Annotated in this window: 18 protein-coding genes; 7 read left to right on the top strand and 11 right to left on the bottom strand. The window is 70.3% G+C overall.

Annotated features, from left to right (window positions below; genetic code table 11):
* Nucleotides 1-17 precede the first annotated feature (17 nt).
* Genes R2B38_RS36160 through R2B38_RS36150 form a run of 3 tightly spaced genes read right to left on the bottom strand, consistent with a single transcriptional unit; the run spans nt 18 to nt 3,196 of the window.
* Complete coding sequence (locus R2B38_RS36160; protein WP_318020018.1) at nt 18-881, bottom strand: ABC transporter permease; 864 nt, start codon at nt 879-881, stop codon at nt 18-20.
* Between the two features lie 3 nt (nt 882-884).
* A complete protein-coding gene (locus tag R2B38_RS36155) occupies nt 885-2,078 on the bottom strand; it encodes an ABC transporter substrate-binding protein (protein WP_318020017.1) in 1,194 nt (397 codons plus the stop codon).
* Nucleotides 2,079-2,128: 50 nt separating this feature from the next.
* Nucleotides 2,129-3,196 (bottom strand): ABC transporter ATP-binding protein, encoded by a 1,068-nt coding sequence (locus tag R2B38_RS36150; protein WP_318020016.1) that lies wholly within the window; start codon nt 3,194-3,196, stop codon nt 2,129-2,131.
* Nucleotides 3,197-3,324: 128 nt separating this feature from the next.
* On the opposite strand from R2B38_RS36150, the gene R2B38_RS36145 reads away from it, so the two are divergent.
* Both R2B38_RS36145 and R2B38_RS36140 read left to right on the top strand, forming a co-directional pair.
* A complete protein-coding gene (locus tag R2B38_RS36145) occupies nt 3,325-4,050 on the top strand; it encodes a FadR/GntR family transcriptional regulator (RefSeq protein WP_390161956.1) in 726 nt (241 codons plus the stop codon).
* A 40-nt stretch (nt 4,051-4,090) separates the two neighbouring features.
* Nucleotides 4,091-4,852, top strand: a complete 762-nt coding sequence (locus R2B38_RS36140; protein WP_318020014.1) for a cache domain-containing protein — start codon at nt 4,091-4,093, stop codon at nt 4,850-4,852.
* A gap of 95 nt (nt 4,853-4,947) precedes the next feature.
* Here R2B38_RS36140 and R2B38_RS36135 read toward each other — a convergent pair whose 3' ends face one another.
* Nucleotides 4,948-5,613, bottom strand: coding sequence for a hypothetical protein (locus R2B38_RS36135; protein ID WP_318020013.1), 666 nt, complete (start codon nt 5,611-5,613; stop codon nt 4,948-4,950).
* A 225-nt stretch (nt 5,614-5,838) separates the two neighbouring features.
* On the opposite strand from R2B38_RS36135, the gene R2B38_RS36130 reads away from it, so the two are divergent.
* Both R2B38_RS36130 and R2B38_RS36125 read left to right on the top strand, forming a co-directional pair.
* Nucleotides 5,839-6,495, top strand: coding sequence for a helix-turn-helix domain-containing protein (locus R2B38_RS36130; protein WP_318020012.1), 657 nt, complete (start codon nt 5,839-5,841; stop codon nt 6,493-6,495).
* A 32-nt stretch (nt 6,496-6,527) separates the two neighbouring features.
* Nucleotides 6,528-7,067: a toxin-antitoxin system, toxin component gene (locus tag R2B38_RS36125; RefSeq protein ID WP_318021881.1), complete on the top strand. Its 540-nt coding sequence runs from the start codon at nt 6,528-6,530 to the stop codon at nt 7,065-7,067.
* A gap of 32 nt (nt 7,068-7,099) precedes the next feature.
* On the opposite strand, the gene R2B38_RS36120 is transcribed toward R2B38_RS36125, so the two are convergent.
* Entirely contained in the window at nt 7,100-8,125 is a 1,026-nt protein-coding gene (locus tag R2B38_RS36120) for an alpha/beta hydrolase (protein ID WP_318020011.1), read from the bottom strand.
* Between the two features lie 218 nt (nt 8,126-8,343).
* Between R2B38_RS36120 and R2B38_RS36115 the strand changes: the two genes are divergently transcribed.
* A complete protein-coding gene (locus R2B38_RS36115; RefSeq protein ID WP_318020010.1) occupies nt 8,344-8,571 on the top strand; it encodes a hypothetical protein in 228 nt (75 codons plus the stop codon).
* On the opposite strand, the gene R2B38_RS36110 is transcribed toward R2B38_RS36115, so the two are convergent.
* Together R2B38_RS36110 and R2B38_RS36105 are read right to left on the bottom strand one after the other, a co-directional pair.
* Nucleotides 8,537-9,259 carry a 4'-phosphopantetheinyl transferase gene (locus R2B38_RS36110; RefSeq protein ID WP_318020009.1) on the bottom strand — a complete coding sequence of 241 codons (723 nt, stop codon included), beginning with the start codon at nt 9,257-9,259 and terminating at the stop codon, nt 8,537-8,539. The genes R2B38_RS36115 and R2B38_RS36110 overlap by 35 nt on opposite strands.
* Nucleotides 9,207-10,115, bottom strand: a complete 909-nt coding sequence (locus R2B38_RS36105; protein ID WP_318020008.1) for a metallophosphoesterase — start codon at nt 10,113-10,115, stop codon at nt 9,207-9,209. The genes R2B38_RS36110 and R2B38_RS36105 overlap by 53 nt, the downstream gene beginning before the upstream one ends.
* A gap of 304 nt (nt 10,116-10,419) precedes the next feature.
* Here R2B38_RS36105 and R2B38_RS36100 point away from each other — a divergent pair, with 304 nt between their 5' ends.
* A complete protein-coding gene (locus R2B38_RS36100; RefSeq protein WP_318020007.1) occupies nt 10,420-11,574 on the top strand; it encodes an ATP-grasp domain-containing protein in 1,155 nt (384 codons plus the stop codon).
* A gap of 139 nt (nt 11,575-11,713) precedes the next feature.
* Entirely contained in the window at nt 11,714-13,399 is a 1,686-nt protein-coding gene (locus R2B38_RS36095) for a carbohydrate binding domain-containing protein (protein WP_318020006.1), read from the top strand.
* 120 nt (nt 13,400-13,519) lie between these two features.
* Here R2B38_RS36095 and R2B38_RS36090 read toward each other — a convergent pair whose 3' ends face one another.
* The 4 genes from R2B38_RS36090 to R2B38_RS36075 form a co-directional block, all read right to left on the bottom strand.
* Nucleotides 13,520-14,770: an alpha-L-fucosidase gene (locus R2B38_RS36090; RefSeq protein ID WP_318020005.1), complete on the bottom strand. Its 1,251-nt coding sequence runs from the start codon at nt 14,768-14,770 to the stop codon at nt 13,520-13,522.
* Between the two features lie 91 nt (nt 14,771-14,861).
* Nucleotides 14,862-17,921 (bottom strand): alpha-mannosidase, encoded by a 3,060-nt coding sequence (locus tag R2B38_RS36085; RefSeq protein ID WP_318020004.1) that lies wholly within the window; start codon nt 17,919-17,921, stop codon nt 14,862-14,864.
* A 110-nt stretch (nt 17,922-18,031) separates the two neighbouring features.
* Nucleotides 18,032-19,369 carry a 6-phospho-beta-glucosidase gene (locus R2B38_RS36080; protein ID WP_033281628.1) on the bottom strand — a complete coding sequence of 446 codons (1,338 nt, stop codon included), beginning with the start codon at nt 19,367-19,369 and terminating at the stop codon, nt 18,032-18,034.
* A complete protein-coding gene (locus R2B38_RS36075) occupies nt 19,366-20,130 on the bottom strand; it encodes a DeoR/GlpR family DNA-binding transcription regulator (protein ID WP_019058991.1) in 765 nt (254 codons plus the stop codon). The genes R2B38_RS36080 and R2B38_RS36075 overlap by 4 nt, the downstream gene beginning before the upstream one ends.
* Nucleotides 20,131-20,184: the final 54 nt, after the last annotated feature.

Genomic DNA, 20,184 nt, shown 5'->3' with positions numbered 1-20,184 from the left:
AGGCTGGAGGGAATCATCTACAGGCTGCTGAGCGCGCCCGTGCGGCGCATCGCGAGCAGGTACACCACGATGACGACGACGGGGACGGTGCCGAGGGCGGCGGCCATGGGCAGGTTGAGTTCGATGTTGGAGTAGACGAGGTTGCCGATGAGCTGGGTCTTGCCGCCGACGATCTGCACGGTGATGTAGTCGCCGAGGCTGAGCGAGAAGGTGAAGACGGAGCCGGCGGCGACGGACGGCAGCACCATCGGCAGCACGACCGACCGGAAGGTCCGCCCGGCCCGCGCACCCAAGTCGGCTGACGCGTCGAGGAGGTTGGCGGGCAGCTGCTCCAGCGCGGTGTGGATCGGCAGGACCATGTACGGCAGCCAGAGGTACGTCAGGGTGAGGACGGTCGCGGGCAGTCCGAACCCGGGTCCGCTCAGGCCGAACGGCTTCAACATCCAGTCGGCCAGGCCGCCTTGGGACAGGATGAGCCGCCACGCGTACACCTTGACGAGGTAACTGGCCCACAGCGGGGTGAGGATGGCGACCACCAGCAGCGGGCGCCACTTCGCCTTGGCGACGCGTGCCGTGTAGAAGGCGAGCGGGAACGCGATCACGGCGCACAGGACCGTGACGACGAGTGCGACGCCGATGCTGCGCAGGATGACCTGCCGGTACACGGGCACCGTGAACAGCTCGTGGAAGTTGTCGGTCGAGAAGACCTTCACGACCTCGGAGGTGAAGGAGTCCGTCGTCCAGAACGCGGAGACGAACAGCACGCTCAGGGAGCCGAGATAGAGCACGGCGAGCCACAGCAGCGGCGCGGTGAGCAGCAGGGAGAGCCGTAGCCGGGGGCGCCGGTACAGCGCCCCCGCGGTCCGGTTCAGCAAGGACATGTCTCAGCCCTTGATCTCGGTCCAGGCCTGCACCCACTTGGCGTACGGCACGCACTTGACGTCCGTACGGCCGTCGAGGCACTGCTCGATGGGCGTGTTCCAGAAGGCGATGTTCTTCCAGTACGCGGTGTCGGCGGCGTGGTAGGTGGTGCAGAAGTTCTTGTCGCTGGTCTCGGCGCACGCCTTGGAGTTGGCGGGGGCCTCACCGAAGTACTCGGCGACCTGGGCGTTGACCTTCGGGGAGACGATCCAATTGAGCCACTGGTAGGCGCAGTTGGGGTGCTTGGCCTTGGCGGAGATCATCCAGGTGTCGGACCAGCCGGTCGAACCCTCCTTGGGCACGAAGGCCTTGATCCTGGTGCCCTCGTCGGCGGTGAGGTTGGCGATGACCTGCCAGGTGGTGCCGACGACGGAGTCACCGCTCTTGAAGGCGGAGATCTCCTTGAGGTAGTCGCTCCAGTACTCGCCGATGTCCGCGTTCTGCTTCTTCAGCAGGGCGACGGCCGCGTCGAACTGCTTCTGGTCGAGCGCGTAGGGGTCCTTGATCTTCAACTCGGGCTTGGCGGCCTTGAGATAGAGGGCCGCGTCGGCGATGTAGATCGGTGAGTCGTACGCCGTGACGTGGCCCTTGTACTTCGAGGCGTCGTCGAAGACCGCGGCCCAGGAGGTCGGGGCGGGGGTGACCTTCTGGGTGTTGTACATCAGCAGGTTGGCGCCGCGTCCGTGCGGGATCCCGTAGGCCTTGCCCTTGACCGAGTTCCAGGCCTGGAGCTTCAAGTCCGGGAAGATGTCCTTGTAGTTGGGGACCAGGTTCGTGTTGACGGGGGCCGCGTCGCCGGAGGCTATGAGGCGCAGGGAGGCGTCGCCGGAGGCGGAGACGGCGTCGTACTCACCGGTCTTCATCAGCTTGACCATCTCGTCGGAGCTGGCGGCGACCTTCGAGTTGACCTTGCAGCCCGTCTGCTTCTCGAAGTCGCTGACCCAGTTCACCTTGGGGTCGTTGGAGCCGTCCTCGACATAGCCGGCCCAGGCGATCAGGTTGACCTCGCCCTCGCTCTTGCCGAGCTTCGACTGGGCTGTGAGATCAGGGGGGTTGAGGCCGCCGCCCGACGAACCGCTGTCGGAGGAGCCGCAGGCGGTGGCGGCGAGCAGGACGGCGGCACAGGCCGCCACCTGGAGGGTTCGGGTGAGACGCACGACGTTCTCCATGGGTGGAGGAGATGGGCGAGGGAGCGAGCGGGTCAGGGTCAGCGGGTGTCGGGAACGTGCACCGTGTGGCGCCGGTGCCATTGCAGTCGCACCCGGCTGCCGCGGTAGGCGGCGACGTCCTCGGCGGAGGTCTCCAGGTTCTGCTGGAGTGCGGTGAGGCGGCCGCCGGCGTCGAGGTCGACGAGGAAGCGGGTGGAGTCCCCGAGGTAGACGACCTCGGCGACGGTGCCTACGGCGCTCTCGTGTTCCTGGCTCTCATGGTCCGGGCTCTCTCGGTCCGGGTCGTCAGGCTCGGCGGAGTCCTTGAGGACGCGGATCTTCTCGGGCCGGATGCTGTAGGTGCCCGGGGTGCCGACGACGCGCTGGGCGGACTCGCCCTCCAGCAGGTTGGAGGTGCCGACGAAGGACGCGACGAAGGGGGTCGCGGGGCGTTCGTAGACCTCGGCGGGGGTGCCGACCTGCTGGATGCGGCCCTCGTTGAAGACGGCGATGCGGTCGCTCATCGTCAGGGCCTCCTCCTGGTCGTGGGTGACGAAGACGAAGGTGATGCCCACCTCCCGCTGGAGCGCCTTGAGTTCGACCTGCATCTGCTCGCGCAGCTTGAGGTCGAGGGCGCCGAGCGGTTCGTCGAGGAGCAGCACCCGGGGGCGGCCGACGAGGGCGCGGGCGAGGGCGACGCGTTGGCGCTGGCCGCCGGAGAGCTGGGCGGGGCGGCGGCTGCCGTAGCCCTCAAGTCGCACTTCAGTCAGGGCCTTTCGGGCGCGGACGAGGCGTTCGGACTTGGGGACCCTGCGGACCTTGAGGCCGTAGGCGACGTTCTCCTCGACCGTCATGTGCGGGAAGAGGGCGTAGTCCTGGAAGACGGTGTGGACGTCCCGTTCGAAGGGGGCGAGGCCGGTGACGTCCTGGCCGGCGAGTTCGACGGTGCCCCCGGTGGGGCTCTCGAAGCCGGCGATCATGCGGAGCACGGTCGTCTTGCCGGAGCCGGACGGGCCGAGCATCGAGAAGAACTCGCCGTCCCTGATCTCCAGGTCGACCCCGGCCACGGCGGTCGTCTCCCCGAACGATTTCCGCAGATCCCGCAGCCGGATCGCAATCCCCTCCATGGGCGGGAACCTTTCTGGTGCTCTGTGACGTTGCACGGAAACATATGAAGTCATAGTTCAAAGCTCAAGACCCCCTTAGGGTAAAGCTTGAGTCAACGTGCAAGGTGGTGGCCGTGAACCAGCAGCACATGAACGGCGGCGCCCGGAAAGCCGTCTTCGCCCCGGTCGACAACCGGGCGCGGGTCGACGCCGTCGTCAGCCGGCTCGGGGACGCCATCGAACTCGGACTGCTCTCCGAGGGCGAGCAGCTCCCGGGCGAGAGCGAGCTCGCCGGGCAGCTCGGCGTGTCCACGGTGACCCTGCGGGAGGCGCTGATGGCGCTGCGCCAGCAGGGGCTCGTGACCACCCGCCGGGGGCGCGGCGGCGGCAGCTTCGTGTCGCTGCCCGAAGTCCCGGGCGAGGAGCGGCTGAAGGTCCGGCTGCGCGGCTGGAGCACCGAGGAGCTGCGCGACCTGGGCGACCACTGGGCGGCCCTGTCCGGCACCGCGGCCCGGCTCGCCGCACAGCGCACCGAGCCGGAGGACCTGGTCCAACTCCGGCGTACGGCCGATGAGTTGACGCACGCCGAGGACGCGGCGGCGCGCGGCCGGGTGTACGGTCGCTTCCACGTCGAGCTCGCCGCCGCCGCGCAGTCGGCCCGGCTCACCCGCGAACAGGTCGCGTTGCAGACCGAGGTGGGCGCCCTGCTGTGTCTCGTGCTCGGGAACGACGAATATCGTGAAGAAGCCGCAGCCCGTCACCGCTCCGTAATCTCGGCCGTGCAAGATGGGGCCCACGATTCGGCCAGGGAGCTGGCCGAGCGGTGCGTGCAGGAATCCACGGCACGGCTCATCGCCGAGCGGCTGGCCCTGTAGCCCGTCACCGCGTCCGCTCCCCGCCTGCTGGAGGGCACGCATGAGCCTCGCGACGGCAACACCGGCCACGGCACCCGAGCAGTCCGTCGCGGCCGGGGTCCGCTCGGCCCTGGAGTCCGTGTTCGACGCCGTGGCCGCCACCCGCGCCGACACGACGGCACTGCTCGCCGAGGTGGCCGCGCAGGGCCGCCGCCCGGCGACCGTCGACCTCGCCGCCCTGCGCCCGGGGCTCCATCTCCGGCTCACCCGCCAGGAGTTGGTGTCCGGCGTCGGCTTCGTCGCGGCGCCGGGCCTGCTGAGCGACGTACCGGCATGGCTGGAGTGGTGGCAGTCCACCTCCGACGGCGGCATCCGGCCGCTGCTGCTCGACCTCGACCCCGAGCACTCGGCGTACGCCGACTACACGCACTGGGACTGGTTCGCGCTGCCCCGCGACACCGGGGAGCGGGCGGTCGCCGGACCGTACGTCGACTACCTCTGCTCGGACGAGTACAGCCTCACCCTGTCCGCGCCGGTCCTGATGGAGGGGCGGTTCGCCGGGGTGGCCGCGGCGGACGTGTATCTACGGCACTTCGAGGCGGCCGTGATGCCGATGCTGCACCGGCTGCCGGGACCGGCCCGGCTGGTCAACGCCCGCGGCAGGGTGGCCGCTTCGACCGACCCCCGGCACCTGGTCGGCTCGCTCAGCAAGGGGCCGGACTTCGCGGAGGCCCTCGCGGCGGGCCGGGCCGGACATGCGCAGGGGGCGCGGCTGGTGCCGTGCGACGGGGTGCCGTTGGTGTTGGTGGTCGCGGAGCGGTGACCGAACTCGTCCGTGCGGCGGTCGAATTGGGGCCGACCCGCACAGAACTCGCCCGCCGGGGTGCCGAGTTGGGGCGGGCCGTACGGAACCCGCGCTCACTCCGCCGCGGAGACCACCCTCAGGTGTCCGGCGCCGCGGCCCGCCCTGCGGACCCTGGGCGGTGGCACGCGGCGGGCCTCGCGCAGGACCAGCGTCAGACGCGTATAGCCCATGTTCTCAAGGGTTTTGGGGGTCTCGCCGACGACACGGCAGTCGGTGGCGCCCCAGCGCGGGTCGGGGTGCAGCAGCGGGCGGACCGCGCCGTCGTGCTCCACGGCCGCCTGCTCGCCGACCGCGCGGATCCAGTGCGGCAGGCCCTGCCGGTAGGCGGCTTCCATGATCGGGTCCTGGGCGATGTCACGGCGGATCGCCTGCAACCCGTGGTCATGTCCGTGGCTCTCCACGGCGGCGGCGAAGTGGGCCAGCATCGGCAGGCACCAACTCGACTCGTGCTCACCGAGAACGGTGCCCGCGTCGGGGTGGAAGAGCACGAAGCGAAGGAAGTTGTCGCCCGGCATGGCCGTCGGATGCGGGCCGACCGCCCGGAAAAGTGACTTGAACGCGCCGTTGGTCAACACCACGTCCCAGCGGTGATCCATGACGACGGAGGGGAAAGTGACGGCCTCCAACAGCGTGGCGTAGTCCAGCAGATACGCCTGGGCCTCGGGACTCTCGGGGACGGGCCGCGGCGCGGACCGCTGCCCACCTGCCTGATATGCCATCGGGAGGTCACCCCTCTTGCCTATGCGGCCTTCTCGCGGCGCCTTGATCCTGGTGCCCCGACGCGAGCCGTGTCAACTATCGTGGCATTTCATGCTTGTTGACGGCTGAAATTGGCCACAGTTGTGGCGAGACCTGGATGCGAGTTCGAACCAACCGCTACTCTCCGGGATGTTCACAGCCACCGTTTGTGAGAAGCCTGTGAGAGACGTATAGGAGATCTGTCGGTGTCGGATGGCTTCGAGGTACCGGGCACGACGCCGACCGCTCTGCTGCCCGCCGTCGTCGACCGCGTCACCGCGCTCGCCGAACGGCTCGGTGTGCCCCAGGCCGAGGTCGTCCACATCGGCCGGCTGTCCGTCGCCTGCGGTGTCCCGGAGCCCGTGGTCAGAGCCCTGCTGAGCGGCCGTCCCGCGGGCGAACCCGATGTGCAGGCCCGGTTCCTGCAACGCCTCGACCTGCTGCGCCGCACCAGACTCAAGCCCAACGGGCGCAAGTACACCCAGCAGGAGATCGCCGACGGCGCGGGCATGTCCCGCCAGCAGGCGGGCGCGCTCATCAACGGCGACCGGCGTCCCACCATGGAGCACTGCGACGCCCTCCAGCGCTTCTTCCGCGTGCACGCCGGGTTCCTCACGGCCGAGGACCCCGAAGCACTCGCGGGCGCCCTCCAGCGCACCGAGCAGGAGCTGTTGCAGAAGCTCGCGGACCGTGAGCGGGCGGCGGCCGAGGCCGCGGAGGACCCGCTGGAGCGGCTGCTCCAGGACCACGGAGTGCGCGGAATCGCCTGGCGGGCCGCGCAGTTGCCCACCGACCAGCACCGCGACAAGGTCGCCGAGTGGCTGGACATGCTCCTGGAGAGCGTGAAGCGGCCCGAGTCGTGATCCGGGGGAGAACGGTGGGCATCGGACGGCAGATGCGCCGCCTGTGCGGCGAGTTGGTGGCCGAGCTGAGCCTGGGCGCACCCGCACGCCCCCACGACCTGTACGCCGCGCTGTGCGACGCGATGAGCCGCCGCCGCGGCCGCCCGGTCCAGTTCCGTACGGCCGCCTTCCCGGCCTGCACCGCGAGCGGGCTGTGGCTCGACATGGCCGACCAGGACCTCGTGGTGATCGAGGAACGCACCGCGCCCGACCACCAGTTGGTGATCCTGGGCCACGAGCTGTGGCACATGAAGGCCGGTCACTGCGGCCCCCATGTGGGGGGCACCGCGGTGGCCGCCCGGCTGCTCGGCGAGACCGTCGACGAGGCGGCGCTGCGCGCGACCGTCCTCAAGGTGGCGGCCCGCAGCCGGTTCGAGCGCGCCGACGAGCGGGAGGCCGAGAGCTTCGGTCTGCTGCTCGCCAGCAAGTGCCGTACGTGGCTTGCCGGTTCGACCCTGCGGGAGCCGGCGCAGCACGACCACCTGGCGGGGCGGATCGAGGCGGCGCTGGGGTATCCGGGGCCGCGCAGCTAGGAGTTGACGGTCCGTCATACGACCCGCCCCGCCTAGGTCGCGCTGCGTTCGCTCGCCTCCCGCAGGTCCCGTTCCGTCGCGCCGCCCTGGGCCGTGACGCCGGGGCGGCCCTCGCACAGGAGGTCGCGCCAGTGTTCGCGGCTCCAGTGTGCGGGGGTGGTGGTGGCGGTGAACTCCTCGACCAGGGTGAGGAACCGTGCCGGGTCGGTGTGGAACGGGAAGTGCCCCGCGCCCTCGAAGATCTCCAGCCGGCTGCCGGGCATGGCCTCGTGAGCGCCGTACGCGTGCCGGACCGGCACCACACTGTCCCGGTCGCCCCACAGCAGCATGGTCGGCATGCCCTCGGTGAGGTAGCAGCGGTCGAGCATGGTCACCACCTGGCCGCGCCAGTCGACGACCGCGCGCAGGGTGCGGATGAAGGCGTTGCGGGCGGTCTCGTCGGGCAACGCGTCGACGGGGGTGAGGAGTTCGGGGGCGTCCCGGCCGAGGTCGGTGTCGAGGAGCCGCAACAAACCGACCGTGAGGCCGACTTGGAGGCGCATGCCGGGCAACCGGAGTGCGGACAGAGCGAGATGGGACCCCGGGAGCGAGACGAGCCGTAGCACCGGATTGACCTCGCGGCCCACCCCGCCCGCGCTGACCAGGACGAGGCGTTCGGTGCGCTCGGGGAACTGGTAGGCGAACTGCATCGCCACTCCCCCGCCCAGCGAGTGCCCCAGCAGGGTCGCGGACTCGATGCCGAGGGTGGTGAGCAGATCGCGGACGCCGTTGGCATAGGCGGCGACCGAGTAGTCGGCGCGCGGTTTGTCGGAGGCGCCGTGGCCGAGGAGGTCGGGGGCGATCACGGTGTGGGTGCGGGCGAGATCGGGGATCAGGTCGGTCCAGGTGGCCGACGAGTCGCCGATGCCGTGGATGAGGACCAGCGCCGGGCCCTGGCCGGCCATGCGGAAGGCACGGCGGTATCCGTGCACGACGCGGTACCGCAGCTCGAGTTCTCCGGCACCCACCGAGCGCAGTCGTGCGGCGCGCGCCGGGCGCCGTGCCGGGACGTCCTCCACGCACTCGCCTCCCGTTCACCTGGCCGCCCACGAGCGGCCGAAAGCCCTTCCCTCCAGCGTAGGGCCGCTGTCCCACCGGGGATTTCGGGGACGTTTCGCCTCCGCTAAGCGGGCGAACCGGAGCCCGCCGCAACGGCATTGTCAGTGGCACCCGGCAAGCTGGAGTCGTGCCACCGCCGTGCGGGGGCGCATGACGCCGACCAGGGGAGAGCCGTCCTATGCAGACCGCAGTGATGACCGACCGCGAGCGCGCCGCCGTTCAGGCCTATCTACGGCTGCTGCACACGGTCCGAGCAGCCTTCGACGGCCCGCCGGGCGCCCCTCGACCGGTCCTGGTCCCGCCCTCGGTACTGGCCGAGGCGGACCAGGCGTTGGCGGACGCCGGGCTCGCGGGCAACGAGGAGGCGTTCTTCAGGCTCCTGGAGAGCTGGTGCCCGGAGGGGTGAAGGGAGTTGAGGAATGCGGGACCGTGACCGCCGTGGCGACCAGCCCGCGCCCGACGGTCCAGCGGCCCTCGAAGACGTCGAGCTGTTCACCGTCGACGACCGGGCCGGGCACGAGGAGGCGGGCGCGCAGACCGCCGCGCGCTTCCTCGCCCGGGTCCGTGAAGACCTCGATGTCGGCCTCGGAGAAGTCCAGCCACTTGCCGGTGAGGGGGAACCACGCCTTGTAGACGGACTCCTTGGCGCTGAACAGGAGCCGGTCCCAGTGCACGCCGGGCCGCTCCGCCGTCAGGCGTGCCAGGCGTACCTGTTCGGCGGGCAGGGCGACGGAGGGGAGGATGCCGTCCGGGAGCGGGGCATGGGGCTCGGCGTCGATGCCGAGCGAGGCGAGGTCGCCGGCGCGGGCCAGTGCGGCGGCGCGGTAGCCGTCGCAGTGGGTCATGCTGCCGATGATTCCGGCGGGCCAGGTCGGCGCGCCGTGGGCGCCGGGCAGGATCGGCTGCGGGGGCACGCCGAGCTTCTCCATGGCGCGCCGGGCACAGGCGCGTACGGCGGCGAACTCGTGGCGTCTCTTGGGCACCGCGCGCGCCACCCGGGCCTCTTCCTCGGGGTACAGCGGGGCGTCCGTCAGCCCCTCGTCACCGTGTGTCTCCACGCTCACCACGGAGTCCGGAAGCAGTTCCTCGATCACCGGTTCCGACCTCCATCGGCAGGATGCGGCGCAGTCGGCCCGGGGGTCCGGGGCGTTTCTGCCACTCGCGGGGGTATCCCACGGACACCTCTTCGAAGCGGACACCCTCGTGGTGGGTGGTCCGCGGGATGTGGAGATGGCCGTAGACCATGGTGTCCACGCGGAATCTGCGGTGCCAGTCGGCGGTCAGGGTGGTGCCGCACCACATGGCGAACTCGGGGTACCAGAGGACCTCGGTGGGGTGCCGGTCCAGGGGGTAGTGGTTGATCAGGACCGTGGGGAGGGTGTCGGGGATCTCCATGAGCCGGCGTTCGGTCGCGGCGACCCGGGCCCGGCACCAGGCCTCGCGGCTGGGATAGGGGTCGGGGTGCAGCAGGAACTCGTCGTTGCAGACGACGCCGGTGCCGTGGGCGTACGTCAGCCCCTCGGCCTTGGTCGTGCAGCCGGCCGGGAGGAACGAGTAGTCGTAGAGGAGGAACAGCGGGGCCACGACGACCGGGCCGCCCGCGCCCTCCCAGACGGGGTAGGGGTCCTCGGGGGTGACGACGCCCAACTCCCGGCACAGGGCGACGAGATGGTCGTAGCGGGCGACCCCGCGCAGGGTGACGGGGTCCTTCGGGTGGGTCCACAGTTCGTGGTTTCCGGGGGACCAGAGGACCTTGCGGAAGCGGCCGGCGAGGAGTTCGAGGACCCAGCGGATGTCGGCCACGGTCTCGGCGATGTCACCGGCCACGATGAGCCAGTCGTCGTCCGTGACGGGCCGCATGTTCTCGACCAGGGCGCGGTTCTCGGCGTACCCGATGTGCAGGTCGCTGATGGCCAGCAGCTGTCCGGCACCGCCGGCCGTCGACTCCACCCTCGCCCCCTCCGCGCACCCGAATGAGTCCACGAGATCACACGCCGCCGTGCCGCGACAAGACGGCCGGGGCATACGCGGCGGTCAGGGCGGCGCTTCGACGGGCGTTCATGTCCCCGGTGGGCACCATCGGGAAATCCGTAACACGGGCGTTGCACGCGGCACCCTTCGAAAGCCGTATGATCGCCCCAACACCACCGCCACGAACGCCTCTTCGCCGAGGGCGGTTTGGTGTACCTCCAACCACCTTGGCCGGGCACGGCCTTGCTCCGCCGTGCCCGCGAACCCGAAAGGACGGCCCTGCATGGTCTCTCGCGTACGCGTCTGGCTCAACCGCACGTACGCGGAGAACGTGTTCTTCATGGATCAGCTGCGGAGAAATCCCAGCGACAGGGCCGTCGAGATCCATGCCACGCACGGCGACGCCGACTCCCCCGTACTGGCCGCCGCCGACACCGCCGATCTGGAGCCCGAGGGTCTGTCCCCGGCCGCGTACGTCGAGTTCGCGCTCGACCAGTGCGCCCGCCGCGGCATCGACGTGTTCGTGCCCCGGCTGCACCAGTCGGAGATCGTGGCGCACCGCGCGGACTTCGAGGCGGTGGGCACGGCGCTGCTGGCGCCGACCCCCGAGGCCGTCGCCGTCTTCCACGACAAGGTGATCGCGTACGAGGCCGTCCAGGCGATCGGCGTACCCGTACCGCCGTGGTGGCGGGTCCGCACCGCGCCCGAACTCGTCGCCGCCGTCGAGGAGTTGGAGGCCGCCGGACACAAGGCGTGCTTCAAGCCGGCGTCCGGCGCGGGCGGGGTGGGCTTCCGCGTGATCACGCGCACCCCCTTCTCCCTCATGCACCTCAACGGCTTCCCGAGCCCCTACGTCCCGCTCGACACGGTCGTCGAGGCGCTGGAGCGGGCCGACGAGCAGGTCGACTGGCTGGTCATGCCGCGCCTTGAGGAGCCGGAGGTGTCGGTGGACTGCCTGACCGGTCCCGACAACCTCGTCCGGCTCGCCGTGGGCCGCACGAAGAACGGCCGCCGTCGCGGCTTCACCCTGCACGAGCAGTGGCTGGAGCCGGCCCGCCGGATCGCCGAGGGCTTCGGGCTGCACTACCTGTCCAACATCCAGTTCCGCATGTTCGGCGACCGGCCCGTACTGATGGACGTCAACACCCGTCCCGCGGGCGGCCTGCACCAGCTGTCGCTGTGCGGGGTCAACGCCCCTTGGGCGGCAGTGCAGTTGGCGCTCGGTGAGGACCCGGGCACGATGGAGCCGCCGTTCCTGGGCGCCGACTACGCGGTGGTGTCCGGCCCGCGCCAGCTGCGTCCGGTGTCGCTCCCGCACCAGCGCGCGGAGGAGTCGGAGCCCCTGCTGCCGGCGGCGGCGCCCGCACCCGCGCAGGACGCGGTGGAGACGACGACGGAGACCTCCGAGTCGGGCAGCCGGGCCGCGGCCCGCGCCTGAACTCCCGCTCCCACCACACAACTTCATACCGGTATGGACCAATCATGACGTCGCATCTTGACAGCGCGATTGGTCCATACCAACTTGGTTGCGCACTCTCTTGCACTCCCGAACACCCCCATTCCTTCAGGGAGATCGCGTGCGCAACAGACTCAGACGTTCCAGACACCGGCTCCTCGCCCTGCTCGGTACCGCCGCCCTGGCCATGGCCGGGGCGATCGCGCTGCCCGGTACGGCTCAGGCGGCCAACGTCCTGACCAACCCCGGCTTCGAGTCGGGCAGTCTCTCCCCCTGGTCCTGCTCCGGGAACCTCGGCTCGGTCGTCTCCACGCCCGTGCACGGCGGCTCCAAGGCCCTTGCGGGCGCGGTGAGTTCGAGCGACACCGCACAGTGCTCCCAGACGGTCGCCGTGCAGCCGAGCACGACGTACTCGCTCAGCGGCTGGGTGCGCGGCAGTTATGTCTACCTCGGTGTCAACGGCGGTTCCTCGACGTGGACTTCGTCCCCGTCGGCGTACAGCCAGCTGACGACGTCCTTCACCACCGCCGCCTCGCAGACCAGCGCCACCATCTACGTCCACGGCTGGTACGCGCAGGGCACCTACTACGCGGACGACATCAGCCTCGACGGTCCGGGCGGTGGCGGCGGTGGCGACACCCAGGCCCCGACCGCGCCGACCGGCCTGACGTCCACCGGCAAGACCTCCTCCAGCGTGTCGCTGTCGTGGGGCGCCGCGACGGACAACGTGGGCGTGACGGCGTACGACATCTACAGCGGTTCGAACCAGGTCCTCAGCGTCTCCGGTACGAGCGGCACGGTCACCGGACTCGCGGCCAGTACCGCCTACACGTTCACCGTGAAGGCGCGCGACGCGGCCGGGAACAGTTCGGCGGCCTCCAACGCGGTGAGCGTCACGACGAGTGCCGGCACCGGCGGTGGCACCGGGTTCACCCAGGCCGCGCCGTATCTCTACGAGGGCTGGGGCGATCCGCCGGCCCCGAGCACGGTGATGAGCGCGACCGGCATCAAGTGGTTCACGATGGCGTTCGTGCTGGACTCCGGCGGCTGCAACCCCGCCTGGGACGGCAGCCGGGCCCTGACCGGTGGCGTCGACCAGACCGCCATCAACCAGATCCGCGCGGCCGGCGGTGACATCGTGCCGTCCTTCGGCGGCTGGCAGGGCAGCAAGCTCGGCGCCAACTGCTCCTCCGCGAGCGCGCTCGCCGGGGCCCTGCAGAAGGTGATCAGCGCCTACGGCCTCAAGGCCATCGACATGGACATCGAGAACACGGACGAGTTCGAGAACGAGGCCGTCCAGGCGAAGATCCTGACCGCGCTGAAGACCGTCAAGGCCAACAACCCGGGCCTCAAGACGATCGTCACCTTCGGCACCTCGACGACCGGCCCGACGTACTACGGCAACCGGCTCATCGAGCAGGCCCAGTCGCTCAACGCCGGCATCGACGTCTTCACCATCATGCCGTTCGACTTCGGCGGCGGCGCCGACATGTACGGCAACACGGTCGCCGCGGCCGAGGGCCTGAAGACCAAGCTGAAGTCCACCTTCGGGTGGGACGACGCGACGGCCTACTCGCACATCGGCATCTCGGGCATGAACGGTCTCTCGGACCAGTCGGAGACCACAACTCCCGCCATCTGGACGCAGATCCGTGACTGGTCGAACTCGCACCACATCGCCCGGCTCGCCTTCTGGTCGGTCAACCGTGACCGCGGGTGCGCCGGCGGCGGAGTGGTGAGCAACTGCTCCGGCATCAGCCAGAACACCTGGCAGTTCACCTCGATCACGGCCGGTTTCACCGGCTGACAACCCCCCACCCCTGGCGGCCGGTCCCCCGTGTGGGCCGGCCGTCTCGGTGCGTCGAAGGCCGTCTCGGTGCGTCAATGGCCTTCTCGGTGTGCGCTTTTGAAGAGCCGTCTCCGTCGGTCAGAAACGGCCCGAGCCCCGGTACAGCTCCAACTCCCCGTCCAGCTCCACGGCGAGGACCGTGGCGAGCGGGTCGAGATCGGCCAACGGCGGCGCGTCGATCCACAACTGCCCTACGGCCTCGTGCAGTCCGCCGATGACCCGGTGGGCGAGTTCGGTGCCGGTGCCGAGCACGGTGACCCGACGGACCGGGGTGACCAGACCGCGGACACCGATCTCGGCGCGCGGGATGTCGTACAGGGTGAGATAGAGGGTGCGCCGGTCGGCGGAGAGGGTGCTCGGCCCGTAGTGGTGCCCGGCGGGCAGTCCGCGCACCGTGCCGTACACGGCGTCGGCGTGCTTGCGGATCCACTCCCCCAGGCCTTCGAGGCGCTCGACCTGCGGCTGCGGGATGGTGCCGTCCTCCATCGGGCCGACGTCCAGGAGGAGGTTGCCGCCCCCGCCGATCGTCTCCGTGAAGTAACGCACCAGCTGGCTCAGCGACTTGTGGTTGTCGTCGTGGTGCTGGTAGCCCCATGAGTCGTTGATGGTGAGGCACAACTCCCAGGGCCCGTCCGGGGGTTCGACGGGGGCGCCCTGCTCCGGTGTCGCGTAGTCGCCCTCGCTGAGCATGCGGGCGTTGAAGACGACGTCCGGCGCGTACGAGCGGATCAGCGCGGCGAGTTCCTTGATGCGCCACTGCTCCTCGCTGCGGTCCCACTCGCCGTCGAACCACATCAGGTCGGGCCGGTAGCGGGAGGCCAACTCCCGTATCTGGCCGTCCCGGTAGGCGATGAACCGCTCCCAGGCTTCGAGGTCCTCGTCCTGGGCCGAGCACTCGGAGTAGCGGTTGTCCTCCTGCTCCGGCGGGCGGCCCGGCTTGCGGGTGGTGGCGTAGTCGGGGTGGTTCCAGTCGGAGTGCGAGTAGTAGAGGCCTACCTTCAGGCCGCGCTCGCGGAGCGCGTCGGCGTACCCGGTGATGTAGTCCTCGCCGAGGTTGAGATCGCCGAACTCCGTGTCCCACAGGGCGACTCCGTCGTGGTGACGGCTCGTCAGGACGGCGTACTTGGCGCCGGCGCGGGCGAACAGGTCGGCCCAGGCGCGTGGTTCGTAGTTCGCGCCGGTGAAACGGTCGAGCTGAGACATGTACCGGTCGTGCGGCACGATGTCGTCGTAGAACGACCAGGACTCCTGGACGCCGTCGACGGCGTAGATCCCCCAGTGGACGAAGATCCCCAACTTGGCGTCGGTGAACCACGGTTGCACGGTCACGGCTGAACTCCCTTTACGTACAGGGTGAGTCGGGAGACGGGGAGGGGCGGGCCCGGCGGCACCGATGCCGGACCCGCCCCTCCCCCGGGTTCTACTGGCCCGCGCCCGCCCGCTGCAGACGGAGCGTCAGGATCTGGAAGGGCCGCAGGGCGACGGCCACCGAGTCGCCGTCGACGGAGACCTCGTCCGCCAGCGGTCGCTCCAGCAGATCGGTGATCTGGGCGCCCGCGAGCGGGAAGCCGGTGCGCAGTGCGCCCTGGGCGCGGCCGCCGCTCGACTCGTAGAGGCGGACCACGACGTCGCCGGACTCGTCGTCGGCGAGCTTGACCGCCTCGACGGTGATGCCGTCGCCGTCGACGGAGACGACCGGTTCCGGGGCACCGTCCGAATCGGCCACGCGCAGCGGGAGGTTGAGGGCGTAGCCCTCGGCGACCGCGTCCTCGATGCTCGCGCCGGGCAGCAGCGAGTAGGTGATGCGGTGCTTGCCCTGGTCAGCGCCCGGGTCGGGGATGCGCGGGGCGCGCACCAGGCTCAGGCGGACCGTGGTCGTCGTGCCGCCGTCCTCGCGGACCGTGCGGGAGACGTCGTGGCCGTACGTCGAGTCGTTGATGACGGCGACGCCGTAGCCGGGCTCTCCGAGGTGCACCCAGCGGTGGCCGGAGACCTCGAAACGGGCCGCCTCCCAGCTGGTGTTGGTGTGCGTGGGCCGCTGGATGTGGCCGAACTGGATCTCGGCGGAGGAGTGGGCGGCCCGGATGTCCACCGGGAAGCCGGCCTTGAGGAACTTCTCGGCCTCGTGCCAGTCGATGTCGGTCTCGAAGTCGATGCGGGGGCTGCCCGCGCGGACGGTGATCGTCTGGACGATCTTCGAGCCCTTGCCGAAGGACCGTTCCACGCGGATCGCGCCGAGCAGCGGGTCCTCGTCGACGACGGTGATGGAGTCGGCGTCGAGGAGGTCGGTGAAGCGGTTCTTGTAGTGCTTGTCGACGTCCCAGGCGTCCCAGTAGTTCGGGAGGTCGGTGTGCAGACGCAGCAAGTTGCCCTGGTCCGCGAGGACTTCACGGCCGCCGTGGCGCAGGTCGCGCACGGAGGCGAGGGTGCCGTCGTCGGCGAGTTCGACGCGGACGATGCCGTTGTCGAGGACGCGGTCGGTGACGGTGACCGCCTGCGGGACGTACTCGGCGGCCAGCGGGGCGCTGCCGTTCGCGGGGACCGTCGCGTACATCGGGACGCCGGTCGCCGTGCGGATGACCTCGGCGCGGTCGAAGGGGCTGGTGTTGAAGATCCGGGTACCGCCGCCGCCCAGCGCGGCTACGGCCGTCGCCGTCAGCTCCTCCAACTCCGTTGCCACGCGGGCGTATTCGGCCTCGGCCTCGCGGTGCACCCAGGCGATCGAGGAGCCCGGCAGGATGTCGTGGAACTGGTGGAGGAGGACCGTCTTCCACAGCCGGTCCAGCTTCTCGTACGGGTACGCGTAGCCCGGTGCGTGCAGCGCGGCCGTCGTCGCCCACAACTCGGCCTCGCGGAGCTTGTGTTCGCTGCGCCGGTTGCCCTGCTTGGTGCGGGCCTGGGAGGTGTACGTGGCGCGGTGGAGTTCGAGATAGAGCTCGCCGACCCAGACGGGAGCGTCCGGGTACTCCGCGCGGGCCTTGGCGAAGAACTCGTCGGGGTGCTCGACGACGACCTTCGGTGAACCCTCCAAGTCGGCGAGCCTGCGCGCCCGTTCCATGATCTCGCGGGTCGGGCCGCCACCGCCGTCGCCCCAGCCGAACGGGGCCAGGGAGCGGGTGGCGTTGCCCTTCTCCTGGTAGTTGCGGACCGCGCGGGACATCTCCTCGCCGCTGAAGCGGGCGTTGTAGGTGTCGACCGGCGGGAAGTGGGTGAAGATGCGGGTGCCGTCGATGCCCTCCCACCAGAAGGTGTGGTGGGGGAACTTGTTGGTCTGGTTCCAGGAGATCTTCTGGGTGAGGAACCACTCGTTGCCGGCGAGCTTGGCGAGCTGCGGGTAGGCCGCGTTGTAGCCGAAGGAGTCGGGCAGCCAGACGCCCTTGGTCTCGACGCCGAAGTGCTCGATGAAGAACCGCTTGCCGTGCACGAGTTGGCGGGCGATGGCCTCGCCGCCGGGCAGGTTGCCGTCGGACTCGACCCACATGCCGCCGACCGGCGCCCACTGGCCGCGCTTGACGGACTCCTGGATCCGGGCCCACACCTGCGGGTAGTTGTCGCGCACCCACTCGTACTGCTGGGCCTGCGAGCAGGCGAAGATGAAGTCCTCGTACTCGTCCGCGAGCGAGGTCACGTTCGAGAAGGTGCGGGACGTCTTGCGCTTGGTCTCGCGGATCGGCCACAGCCACGCCGAGTCGATGTGCGCGTGCCCGACACCGGAGACGATGTGCGCGCTGGCGTTGGCGGGCTTGGACAGCACCGGCTTGAGCGCGGCCCGCACGTCGGCGGCCGTACCGGCGACGTCGTCCAGGTCGAGGAGGTCGAGGGCGCGGTCCAGGGCGTGCATGATCTCGTGGCGGCGGGGGTCGTGCTCGCCCAGTTCCAGCATCAGCTCGCGCAGCACCTGGACGTCGAGGTCGAGGTGGAAGACCTCCTCGTCGAGGACGGCGAGGTCGGCGCGGCGGAATGTATACAGTGGACGGTCGCCCGCCGTCAGTACATCGCCGAGCGGCGTGGGCTCGGAGAAGTCGTTGGCGAGGATGTCCGGGTTGGAGGCCGCCTCGACCAGGTAGTCGATGACCTCGCCGCCCGTCGCCGGGTTCGCGATGGCCACGTACTGGTTGAGCGGGTTGACCGCCTTCAGCGGCGTCCCGTCCGTGCGGTGGACCAGGGCCTCGGCCTGATTGCCGGGCCAGTCGCCGGTGAAGCCGAGGTCGATGACGGCTTCGACGCGCTTCCCGGCCCACTCCTCCGGTACCTGCCCGTGCATCCGGAACCACGTGGTGCCCCAGGGCGGACCCCACGGGGTGTCCATGGCGAACGGCGCGTACGGCGCCGCCGCGGCCTCGTCGAAGGAGACCGGCTCACCGGGGGCCTGCCAGGCCTCGACCGTGAAGGGCGCGGTGGCCGCGTAGATCGCGGGCTTGATGCGCTGGTTGTGGGCGCGCTCGACGCGCTCCTCGATCCGGCGGCGTTCGTCGTGCATGGGAGGTCTCCAGGGAACCAGGGAGCTGCTGAGTACGGGGAGGCTGCCGAGAGCCCGCTGCGGCGAGGCCGTCGCGGAGGCTCGGGGGAAAGCGCTTACTGAACGGATGCCTACTTAAGGTACGCCAGGCCCGGGTGGACCTCGGTGTAGCCCTCGACCAGACGGCGTGCGACGTTCACCGAGTCGACCAGCGGGTGCAGCGCGAAGGCCTTCACCGCCGTCGTACGGGAGCCGTTCTCGGCCGCCGCGAGGACCTCGCGTTCGACGCCCTTGACCGCGCAGACCAGACCGGTGGCGTGGTCGGGCAGCGGGTCGACGGCGACGGGGTGGGCGCCGTTGGCGTCGACCAGGCACGGGACCTCGATGACGGCGTCCGTGTCGAGGACGGACAGGGCGCCCTGGTTGCGGACGTTGAGGATGAGCGTGGTGCGTTCGTCGCGGGCGATGGCCCGCATCAGGGCGAGGGCGACCTTCTCGTAGCCGCCGGAGAGGTCGTCGGCGTCGCGCTCCCCGGCGCCGGCCGTCTCGCGGTTCTCCGCCATGTAGGTCGCCTCGCGCTCGGCGCGGGTGCGGTCCCAGGCGGTGAGCGCGGCGGTGTCGGGGCGCTTCATCTCGTCGTAGAACTGGGCCTGTTGGTCGCGCAGGAACGCGCCGCGGGTCTTCTCGACCTCGCTGTAGGCGCGGACGGTCTCGCGGTTGAAGTAGTAGTAGTGCAGGTACTCGTTCGGGATGGCGCCGAGCGACTGGAGCCAGTCGGTGCCGAAGAGCTTGCCCTCCTCGAAGGAGCCGAGGAGGTCGGGGTCGGCGAGCAGGCGCGGGAGCTCGTCGCGGCCGGCCACGCGCAGGCCGCGGACCCAGCCGAGGTGGTTGAGGCCGACGTAGTCGATGAAGGCCTCGCGCGGGTTGGCGCCGAGCACCGTGGCGATACGGCGGCCGAGGCCGACCGGGGAGTCGCAGATGCCGATGACGCGGTCGCCGAGGTGACGGGACATGGCCTCGGTGACCAGGCCCGCCGGGTTGGTGAAGTTGATGACCCAGGCGTCGGGGGCGAGGCGGGCGACGCGCTGGGCGATGTCGACGGCGACCGGAACGGTTCGTAGACCATAGGCAATACCGCCGGCGCCGACCGTCTCCTGGCCGAGGACGCCTTGCGCGAGGGCCACCCGCTCGTCGTTCGCGCGGCCTTCGAGGCCGCCGACGCGGATCGCGGAGAAGATGAAGTCGGCGCCGCGCAGGGCCTCGTCGAGGTCCGTGGTGGCGGTGACGGTGGGGGCGTCGGGCACGGTGGCGGCCTGTTCGGCCAGTACACGGGCGACCGCATACAGTCGACTGTCGTCGAGGTCGTGCAGCACCACCTCGGTGACCCGGCCCTCGCCGCGGTCCGTCAGGAGTGCCCCGTACACGAGCGGCACCCGGAACCCGCCGCCGCCCAGAATCGTCAGCTTCACGCTTTCACCTTTCCTGCCACGACGACCTCGACGCCCGCTTCCTCCAGGGAGGAACGGGTCACCGGGTCGACCGGGGCGTTCGTCACCACCGCGTCCAGGTCCTCGGGTCCGCACACCTTCGCCATCCCCGTACCCGGGAACTTCTGCGCGTCCGCGAGCAGCACGACCTTGTCGGCGGCCTTGATCATGGCCCGTTTCACCGGCACCTCGACGACCGTCGTGTCCATCACCTGCCCGCCGGGGCGCACTCCACTGGTGCCGAGGAAGAGCCAGTCGGCGTGCAGCTGGCGCAGGTTGTCCTCGGTGAGGAAGCCCACCAGGGAGCGGTACTCGCGCCGGACCATGCCGCCGAGCAGCACCAGTTCGATGCCCTCGTCGTCGGCCAGCTCCTCGTAGACCACGAGGTTGCTGGTGATCACGGTGAGCCGGCGGCCGTGCAGCTGGCGGGCCAGCCGGTAGGCGGTGGTGCCGATGTCGAGGAGGACCGACTGGCCGTCGGCGACCATCGCCGCGGCGCGCGCGGCTATCGCGTCCTTCTCGGCCACCCGCACCTCGGCGACCTCGGCGAAGGGCTGGTCGCCCTCGTCGGCCACGGCGCCGCCGTGGACACGCGTGAGCAGTCCGTCCTCCTCCAGTTTGAGCAGATCACGCCTGATCGTGGCGGGGCTCACACCCAGTTGCTCGGAGAGATCGGTCACGGCCGCGGGGCCCCCGGAGCGCAGGGCCCGCAGGATGAGTTGATGTCGTCGTTCTGCCAGCACGCCGCGAACACTACTCGTCATCTTCAATCATTTCTATGCTCAGTTCTGCTTGGG

Origin of the sequence: Streptomyces sp. N50 (assembly GCF_033335955.1) — a bacterium.
In the GTDB taxonomy this organism is placed as follows: Bacteria; Actinomycetota; Actinomycetes; order Streptomycetales; family Streptomycetaceae; genus Streptomyces.
The sequence above is the reverse complement of the archived record's forward strand: the minus strand, read 5'-3'. Positions and strand labels throughout refer to the sequence as shown.

Excerpts from the sequence above, each read along its gene's own strand:
- R2B38_RS36160 (WP_318020018.1), bottom strand. The coding sequence starts at position 881 with ATGTCCTTGCTGAACCGGACCGCGGGGGCGCTGTACCGGCGCCCCCGG.
- R2B38_RS36145 (WP_390161956.1), top strand. The coding sequence starts at position 3,325 with ATGAACGGCGGCGCCCGGAAAGCCGTCTTCGCCCCGGTCGACAACCGG.
- R2B38_RS36135 (WP_318020013.1), bottom strand. The coding sequence starts at position 5,613 with ATGGCATATCAGGCAGGTGGGCAGCGGTCCGCGCCGCGGCCCGTCCCC.
- R2B38_RS36150 (WP_318020016.1), bottom strand. The coding sequence starts at position 3,196 with ATGGAGGGGATTGCGATCCGGCTGCGGGATCTGCGGAAATCGTTCGGG.
- R2B38_RS36085 (WP_318020004.1), bottom strand. The coding sequence starts at position 17,921 with ATGCACGACGAACGCCGCCGGATCGAGGAGCGCGTCGAGCGCGCCCAC.
- R2B38_RS36125 (WP_318021881.1), top strand. The coding sequence starts at position 6,528 with ATGCGCCGCCTGTGCGGCGAGTTGGTGGCCGAGCTGAGCCTGGGCGCA.
- R2B38_RS36140 (WP_318020014.1), top strand. The coding sequence starts at position 4,091 with ATGAGCCTCGCGACGGCAACACCGGCCACGGCACCCGAGCAGTCCGTC.
- R2B38_RS36115 (WP_318020010.1), top strand. The coding sequence starts at position 8,344 with ATGCAGACCGCAGTGATGACCGACCGCGAGCGCGCCGCCGTTCAGGCC.
- R2B38_RS36100 (WP_318020007.1), top strand. The coding sequence starts at position 10,420 with ATGGTCTCTCGCGTACGCGTCTGGCTCAACCGCACGTACGCGGAGAAC.